The sequence below is a fragment of the Streptococcus sp. 3167 genome, from assembly GCF_013277175.1.
GTDB classification, from domain to species: Bacteria; Bacillota; Bacilli; order Lactobacillales; family Streptococcaceae; genus Streptococcus; species Streptococcus pseudopneumoniae.
Genome location: NZ_VMML01000068.1, coordinates 1 through 8307 on the forward strand (window position 1 = coordinate 1; position 8307 = coordinate 8307).

At 41.1% G+C, this 8307-nt stretch carries 7 protein-coding genes and 1 pseudogene; all 8 read left to right on the top strand.

The window, feature by feature from the left end; genetic code table 11:
- Window positions 1–858: LPXTG cell wall anchor domain-containing protein (locus HT678_RS09475; RefSeq protein WP_172924896.1), on the top strand; the 858-nt coding region annotated here is incomplete at its 5' end.
- Window positions 859–1194: 336 nt separating this feature from the next.
- A complete protein-coding gene (gene tnpB, locus HT678_RS09480) occupies window positions 1195–1545 on the top strand; it encodes an IS66 family insertion sequence element accessory protein TnpB (protein ID WP_023937629.1) in 351 nt (116 codons plus the stop codon).
- Window positions 1539–1613: pseudogene (locus HT678_RS09485) on the top strand (transposase); the annotation flags it as partial. The gene tnpB and the pseudogene HT678_RS09485, both read left to right, overlap by 7 nt.
- A gap of 235 nt (window positions 1614–1848) precedes the next feature.
- The gene (locus HT678_RS09490) at window positions 1849–3126 is read left to right on the top strand and encodes an ABC transporter permease (protein ID WP_172924898.1); all 1278 of its coding nucleotides are present in this window, start codon (window positions 1849–1851) and stop codon (window positions 3124–3126) included.
- A gap of 12 nt (window positions 3127–3138) precedes the next feature.
- Window positions 3139–3786, top strand: coding sequence for an ABC transporter ATP-binding subunit Vex2 (vex2, locus tag HT678_RS09495; RefSeq protein WP_172924900.1), 648 nt, complete (start codon window positions 3139–3141; stop codon window positions 3784–3786).
- A gap of 55 nt (window positions 3787–3841) precedes the next feature.
- Window positions 3842–5221 carry an ABC transporter permease subunit Vex3 gene (gene vex3 / locus HT678_RS09500; RefSeq protein WP_172924902.1) on the top strand — a complete coding sequence of 460 codons (1380 nt, stop codon included), beginning with the start codon at window positions 3842–3844 and terminating at the stop codon, window positions 5219–5221.
- Window positions 5222–5543: 322 nt separating this feature from the next.
- A complete protein-coding gene (locus tag HT678_RS09505; protein ID WP_172924904.1) occupies window positions 5544–7388 on the top strand; it encodes a CAP domain-containing protein in 1845 nt (614 codons plus the stop codon).
- Window positions 7351–8112 carry a hypothetical protein gene (locus HT678_RS09510; RefSeq protein WP_119948111.1) on the top strand — a complete coding sequence of 254 codons (762 nt, stop codon included), beginning with the start codon at window positions 7351–7353 and terminating at the stop codon, window positions 8110–8112. Before HT678_RS09505 ends, HT678_RS09510 begins: the two co-directional genes overlap by 38 nt.
- Window positions 8113–8307 lie beyond the last annotated feature (195 nt).

The following is an 8307-nucleotide window of genomic DNA, read 5'->3' on the forward strand; positions in this document are numbered from 1 at the left end:
AAAGCTGATACAGATGGCGATGGCTTGACTGATAAGGAAGAAGTAGAGAAAGGAACAGACCCTACTAAAGCTGATACAGATGGCGATGGCTTGACTGATAAGGAAGAAGTAGAGAAAGGAACAGACCCTACTAAAGCTGATACAGATGGCGATGGCTTGACTGATAAGGAAGAAGTAGAAAAAGGAACAAATCCGAAAGATCCAAACTCGAAACCAGAATCTAAACCAGTAGATCCATCAACTAAGGATACAGATAGTGTTAAAGATCCATCAGTAACATCGGTTAAAGATCCAAGCAACTTGACTGATGCAGAAAGAGCTAAGGTAGCCGAAGAAGTTAAGAAATCTAACCCAACTGCAACAGATGTTAAAGTAGGTAAAGATGGAACAATAACTGTAACCTTCCCAGATGGCTCAACAGCAGTAATTCCAGCAGCTAAAGCAGTTGAGAAAGCTAAAGATGCAGATAGTGTTAAGGATCCGTCAGCAACATCAGTTAAAGATCCAAGCAACTTGACTGACGCAGAAAAAGCTAAGGTAGCCGAAGAAGTTAAGAAATCTAACCCAACTGCGAAAGATATTAAGGTAAACAAAGACGGATCAGTAGTTGTAACCTTTGAAGATGGTACTACATCTGTTATTCCAGCAGATAAGACAGTCAAGAAATCAGATAGTTCAGTAGCAGTTAATCCAGCTACCAACCAAGATTCACCTGCTCAAGCACCAGCTGAGAAAGCAGGAGCGAAAGAATTGCCAAATACTGGTACAGAACAATCTAGCGCTTCACTTGCTCTAGCACTTCTTGCAGCAGCAACAGGGGGACTCCTTATCGCGAAAAAACGCAAGGAAGAAGAGTAAGAAATTACTTTGATAAAATAATTCATAGGATAAACATTCTGTAAATTTAACGAAAATAGATTGGAACACTATGTTCTAGTCGCCCCCAAAAGGATAGCATCTCCGAGAGGAGATGTTATCCTTTTTTTACTAGTGAATCAAATGATATAGTGGATTGAATTTATAATAGTACGGTAAGCGCGTCATAACAAGGTATCTATCATTCATGGAAGACCTCCTGTATACTATTAGTAAAGTAAAACTATTGGAGGATATTTTAATGCCACAACCTATTGTTCCTGTAGAGATTCCACAATCTCGAAATGATAGAAGAGCTTTTGGATAAGGTGTTGCTCTATGACAATTCATCTATCTAGCCTAGGGCAGGTCTATCTCGTGTGTGGGAAAACGGATATGAGGCAAGGCATTGATTCACTGGCTTATCTCATTAAAACCCACTTTGAATTAAATCCCTTTTCAGGTCAAGTCTTTCTCTTTTGTGGTGGACGTAAAGACCGCTTTAAATCCCTTTACTGGGATGGTCAAGGATTTTGGCTACTATATAAACGCTTTGAGAGCGGCAGACTGACTTGGCCCAGTACAGAAAAGGATATCAAAGCTCTCACGCCTGAACAAGTAGACTGGCTTATGAAGGGCTTTTCTATCACTCCCAAAATAAATTCATCAGAAAGTCGTGATTTCTATTGAAAGACGGGCATCTGGTCCTTTCCAATAATCTAGCTGAACGCGCTATTAAATCATTGGTTATGGGACGGAGTAAAAGAGTCCAGTGGACTCTTTTAGCCTAAGAAAAACGTGGACTGATTTTGTGTTTGGATTATGACCTTGAACGACATGCGTTAAAAGTTAGTTGAACCGCCGTATGCCGAACGGCACGTACGGTGGTGTGAGAGGGACTAGAGATTATCCCCTACTCGATATTTTTTTTCGTATTTCATAAACATTTCATATTTGGGTTTTATAATATTCTTACAAATATGGAGGTGACAAATGAATCCAATCCAAAGAGCTTGGGCTTATGTCAGCAGAAAACGACTGAGAAGTTTTATTTTATTTCTGATTTTATTGGTCCTATTGGCTGGAATTTCAGCCTGTTTGACTCTGATGAAGTCCAACAAAACAGTGGAAAGCAATCTTTACAAATCACTCAACACCTCTTTTTCTATTAAGAAGATAGAAAATGGTCAGACTTTCAAGTTGTCGGACTTATCATCCGTGAGCCAGATTAAGGGACTGGAACATGTCTCTCCTGAACTCGAGACGGTCGCAAAACTAAAAGACAAGGAAGCAGTGAGTGGCGAGCAGAGCGTGGAGCGTGATGAATTGTCAGCAGCGGACAAAAACTTGGTCAGCTTAACGGCTCTTGAGGATTCATCCAAGGATGTAACCTTTACTAGCTCGGCTTTCAACCTAAAAGAAGGTCGTCACCTTCAAAAAGGGGATTCAAAGAAAATCATCATCCACGAAGAGTTGGCTAAGAAGAACGGTCTTTCACTTCATGACAAGATTAGCTTGGATGCTGGACAGTCCGAATCTGGCAAAGGGCAAACAGTAGAGTTTGAAATCGTCGGAATCTTCTCTGGTAAAAAACAGGAGAAATTCACAGGTTTGTCTTCCGACTTCAGTGAAAACCAGGTCTTTACAGACTATGAAAGTAGCCAGACACTTTTGGGCAATAGTGAAGCTCAAGTCAGTGCAGCTCGCTTCTATGTAGAAAATCCTAAGGAAATGGACGGACTCATGAAGCAGGTGGAAAACTTGGCCTTGGAAAGTCAAGGCTACCAAGTCGAGAAGGAAAACAAGGCTTTTGAACAAATCAAAGACTCAGTGGAAACCTTCCAAACCTTCCTGACCATCTTCCTTTATGGGATGTTGATAGCAGGAGCAGGAGCCTTAATTCTGGTTTTGTCTCTCTGGTTGAGAGAAAGGGTCTACGAAGTGGGAATTTTACTGGCACTTGGAAAAGGCAAGAGCTCGATCTTCCTACAATTCTGTTTAGAGGTAGTTTTGGTATCTCTTGGAGCTTTGCTTCCAGCATTTGTTGCAGGAAACGCAATAACATCTTACCTACTCCAAACCCTACTAGCAAGTGGAGATCAGGCAGCCCTACAAGACACGCTAGCTAAAGCAAGCAGTCTATCAACCAGCACCCTATCTTTTGCAGAATCCTATGTTTTTCTAGTTCTGCTTAGTTGCTTATCTGTAGCCCTTTGTTTCCTATTCTTATTTAGAAAATCGCCGAAAGAAATTTTATCATCTATTAGTTAAGAAGGAGAAATCATGACTTTATTACAATTACAAGACCTTAACTACCGTTATAAGAACACTGCTGAGGCAGTCCTATATCAGATCAATTATAATTTTGAACCTGGGAAATTTTACAGTATCATTGGTGAGTCAGGAGCGGGGAAATCCACTCTCTTGTCCCTACTTGCTGGTTTAGATAGTCCTGTTGAAGGTTCGATTCTTTTCCAAGGAGAGGATATTCGTAAGAAGGGCTATTCCTACCATCGTGTGCACCATATTTCCCTGGTATTTCAAAATTATAACTTGATAGACTATCTTTCTCCACTGGAAAATATCCGCTTGGTCAACAAAAAGGCAAGCAAGGATACACTGCTTGAGCTTGGTTTAGATGAAAATCAGATCAAGCGGAATGTTCTCCAGTTATCAGGTGGTCAACAGCAACGTGTTGCCATTGCTCGCAGTTTGGTCTCAGAAGCTCCAGTTATTCTAGCTGATGAGCCAACAGGAAATCTGGATCCTAAAACTGCTGGAGATATTGTCGAACTGCTCAAATCACTTGCCCAGAAAACAGGTAAATGTGTCATCGTCGTAACCCACAGCAAAGAAGTGGCACAAGCATCAGATATTACACTTGAGTTGAAAGATAAGAACCTGACTGAAACTCGAAATACTACGAAATAATACGAACTTTTTCTGTTCAAACTATAAAATAGAATAAAATCTAGAAAGGTAACCTATGTTACACAACGCATTTGCCTATGTTACAAGGAAGTTTTTCAAATCGATTGTCATCTTCCTGATTATTCTCCTCATGGCGAGCTTGAGTTTAGTTGGCTTGTCAATCAAGGGAGCTACTGCCAAAGCTTCTCAGGAGACCTTTAAAAATATCACCAACAGCTTCTCCATGCAAATCAATCGTCGCGTCAACCAAGGAACGCCTCGTGGTGCTGGGAATATCAAGGGTGAAGACATCAAAAAAATCACCGAAAACAAGGCCATCGAGTCTTATGTCAAACGTATCAACGCTATCGGAGATTTGACTGGATATGACCTCATTGAAACGCCAGAAACCAAGAAGAATTTCACTGCTGATCGTGCCAAACGTTTTGGAAGTAGCTTGATGATTACAGGTGTCAATGACTCCTCTAAAGAAGACAAGTTTGTCTCTGGTTCTTATAAACTAGTCGAAGGAGAGCACTTAACCAACGACGACAAGGATAAAATCCTCTTGCACAAGGACTTGGCAGCCAAACACGGCTGGAAAGTAGGGGACAAGGTTAAACTGGACTCCAATATCTACGATGCAGACAATGAAAAAGGAGCCAAGGAAACAGTTGAAGTGACAATCAAGGGACTCTTTGATGGCCACAATAAGTCGGCAGTAACTTACTCACAAGAGCTTTACGAAAACACAGCCATCACAGACATTCACACGGCGGCTAAACTTTATGGATACACAGAAGACACAGCTATTTATGGGGATGCAACCTTCTTTGTAACAGCGGACAAGAACTTGGATGATGTTATGAAAGAGTTGAATGGCATAAGTGGTATCAACTGGAAGAGCTATACACTGGTGAAGAGCTCCTCTAACTACCCAGCTCTTGAGCAATCCATCTCTGGTATGTACAAGATGGCCAACCTCCTCTTCTGGGGTAGCTTGAGCTTCTCAGTCCTTCTCCTTGCACTCTTGCTTAGTCTTTGGATCAACGCCCGTCGTAAGGAAGTGGGCATTCTCCTCTCTATCGGTCTTAAGCAGGCAAGTATCTTGGGGCAATTCATCACCGAATCCATCTTGATTGCAATTCCTGCTCTTGTTTCTGCTTACTTCCTAGCCAGCTACACTGCCCGTGCAATTGGAAACACTGTCCTTGCCAATGTGACTTCAGGTGTTGCCAAGCAAGCCAGCAAGGCTGCTCAAGCCTCTAACCTTGGTGGTGGTGCAGAAGTAGATGGCTTTAACAAGACCTTGTCGAGCCTAGATATTTCCATTCAGACATCAGACTTTATCATCGTCTTTGTCCTTGCCTTGGTTCTAGTGGTGGCCGTTATGGCGCTTGCTTCAAGCAATCTCCTTAGAAAACAACCAAAAGAGCTCTTGCTGGATGGTGAATAATACTGATGCCAGACTGAAAAATGAGGCTAGCAACTGAAAGTTTTAAAATGATAAATGAAGCAGAAAGCAATGGTGAAAATCATTGCTTTCAGTTGCTTTCGTTGTACTTTAGTGTTTAAATATGATATACTAAAGCTATGGAATTTATTAGAAAGGAGTTTCGCAACTTATATATGGAATTGTGCATAAAAATCTATAGAAATCTTATCTTGAAAATAGATAGATAAATCTGTAGAAGCCTATCCATATCGCAAACATAGGCTAGTAGACCTAGGCAGGGTCTACCTTGGAAAATATAGAATAGTGAGGAAAAATAAACATTATGAGACAAACAAATGTTAGAGGAAGCTTGTCCCTCCGTGGCTTTAGAAAATTGAGAACTGGTGCAATTGTTGCGACAGGTGTGATTTTGCTAGGTCTGGGCTTTTTAGCCCCAACTGTATCAGCCAGTGAACAAGATAGTGTCTGGGTAGCCAGAACAGTTGAGGAAGTGAAAGCTGATATTCAAAATATAGACAATTTATCACACTACACAATTAAGTGGGGAGATACACTGAGTGCTATTAGTGGAGCAACGGGGCTATCTGTTGATAGTTTGGTTGAGATAAATCGTATTGCAAATAGAGATTTGATTTTTACTAATAATAAATTGTATTTTAGCGAAGAAGCTTTTCTAAAAGATGGAAATACAGAAGTCAAAAGACAGCGAGTGTCGATTGAGAATTCTGGTAGCCGTCAAAGTTATGAAGTTGAAACAAAGACAGATACTGTAACTGGAGAGCAAAGGACTACTGTTAAACAAACGACACCAGTAGCTGTGGAAACACCAGCAGTATCAGCACCGAAATCAGAAGCCTCAGTCACAGTTGCACCAAAATCAGAAACAAGATCAGAAACTTTACATGCTCCATCTGTAGATACTACAAATGAGTCAGGAAACTCAACTGAATCAAGTCCAGTAACAGACAAGGCTCCTTCAAATATAGGGACTACAAATCAACCTGTAGTTTCAAATCCAAGTTCTGAAGCGCCAGCGCCAAAAGCGGAAGAGCCAATGGTATCAGAACCAAAAGCGGAAGAACCAGCAGCTCCAGAGCCGAAAGTAGAAGAACCAACGGTATCAGAAGCAGAAGCACCCGTATCTCCAGCACCGAAAGTAGAAGAGCCAATGGTATCAGAACCAAAATCAGAAGCACCAGCGACCCCAGCGCCAAAAGCAGAAGAGCCAATGGTATCAGAACCAAAAGCAGAAGCACCAGAGTCACCAGCGCCAAAAGCAGAAGAGCCAATGGTATCAGAACCAAAATCAGAAGCACCAGCGACCCCAGCGCCAAAAGCAGAAGAGCCAATGGTATCAGAACCAAGAGCAGAAGCACCAGCAGCGCCAGCGCCAAAATCAGAAGCACCAGCGTCTCCAGCACCAAAATCAGAAGCACCGGTAGCTACAAGACCAACCACGGAAGATCCAGTAACACCGAAAGGGGAAGTGCCGGCTGTACCACAAAAGGAGGTGCAGACTGTATTTAAATCGGAAGTGAGTCAAGCATCTGCTGGCAATGTTTTGGTGGGAATCAAAGGAGAATTTTTAACACCAGATCAACAAGCTATCTTAGATTCTCTTAATAAGATTCGTAAAGAGGCTTTTGAGGAGAAATTAGTAGATAAGTATGTTCCGATTAAGTGGTCAACACAACTGGAAAAAACGGCTCTTATGAGAGCTGCTGAGTCTTCTATTACGAATGCCCATGCTCGTCTCTCTGACAAAAATATTTGGACAGCTTTTCCGACTGGTACTAGAACATTTGGAGAAAACTTGGCGTGGAATTATAAAGGATTTGCAGAGGCGATTAAGCAATGGTACTCAGAAAAAGCCGATTATATTAAAAAATCAAAGGGTGAGACAGTTGCAGGTCAAACTGGTCATTATAAATCATTGATAAATCCTCTATATACTTATACAGGTCTTGGTGCATTTAATAACCCTCGTCATGAACATCACTGGATTACTGTTGCACAAATTTTAGGAGATAAGGTCGACTCGGAGGCTTTAGTTGGACAGTATGGGCCAGCAATTCAAGAAGCAGAGGTGACAGAATCTCAACTTTCCTCATTTAAAACAAAAGCTGATATTGTCGAAAACATATCTGATAGAAGAGACAAACAGTAAAGATGTTAATTCACAGGAAGCGTCTTCAGAAACAAGAGATGTAACATCGCACGGTAACGGAGCAACAGAGGAAGCAAAGACTGTAGAATCTACGGAAAGCACAGAGAAAAGTCAAGTAGAACCAGCTGAAAACACATCAGCTACGGATATGGCAGAAACAGGAAAAACATCTGTAGCTCCATCATCAGACTCAGAAAAAGTATTGACCACCACAGAAGAAACTGGAGAAGCGACTTCGTCTGATTCTAACTTAGTAAATTCACAAGAAAATAATTCTGAGACACAAGATGGAACAACAAATGCCACATCAGAAGAATCGTCAGAGTCAAAAGAAGCATCAGTTACCTCTGAAAGTGAGTCAACAGACACACAACCATCTGTAGAAGTAGGAACAGAAGAAACACTAGCTCCAAAAGACGCAGGAACAACAGTAGAAGCTGAAGAAGTTGTAACATCAGCTCCTCAAAAGGTCAAAGTCAATGTTTTTTATAACTTTGATAAAATGAAAGATATTGCAGGTTTTCTAGGAGATATCAATGGAACTCCTCTTGAAATCGCGGAAGGTTCAACAGATGATGAAGTAAAAGTAGCAGTCAAGAACCAAGTTGATGCCAAGAAAGAGGAATTACGTAAACGTGGTTATACTGTTAAAGAAGACTATCTCTATAAAAATAATGGGAAAGATTATAATTACGTTGTAACATTTTCAAAAGCAGCTAAATAATTTTCATTCCACAGAGAGTGAAATGCAAGCAGAGAGAGCGATAGGCTCTCTTTGTTTTATCGAGTGGTCAGTTGCTTACAGACAAAAGGCCAGTAAGAGATTATAATAGAAAATAGAGTAGGTATTTATACTCTTCGAAAATCTCTTCAAACCACGTCAGCGTCGCCTTACCGTATGTATGGTTACTGACTTCGT

Bases quoted from the DNA above. Each gene is read 5' to 3' on its own strand.
- tnpB (WP_023937629.1), top strand. From the start codon at position 1,195: ATGACAATTCATCTATCTAGCCTAGGGCAGGTCTATCTCGTGTGTGGG.
- HT678_RS09505 (WP_172924904.1), top strand. From the start codon at position 5,544: ATGAGACAAACAAATGTTAGAGGAAGCTTGTCCCTCCGTGGCTTTAGA.
- HT678_RS09490 (WP_172924898.1), top strand. From the start codon at position 1,849: ATGAATCCAATCCAAAGAGCTTGGGCTTATGTCAGCAGAAAACGACTG.
- vex2 (WP_172924900.1), top strand. From the start codon at position 3,139: ATGACTTTATTACAATTACAAGACCTTAACTACCGTTATAAGAACACT.
- vex3 (WP_172924902.1), top strand. From the start codon at position 3,842: ATGTTACACAACGCATTTGCCTATGTTACAAGGAAGTTTTTCAAATCG.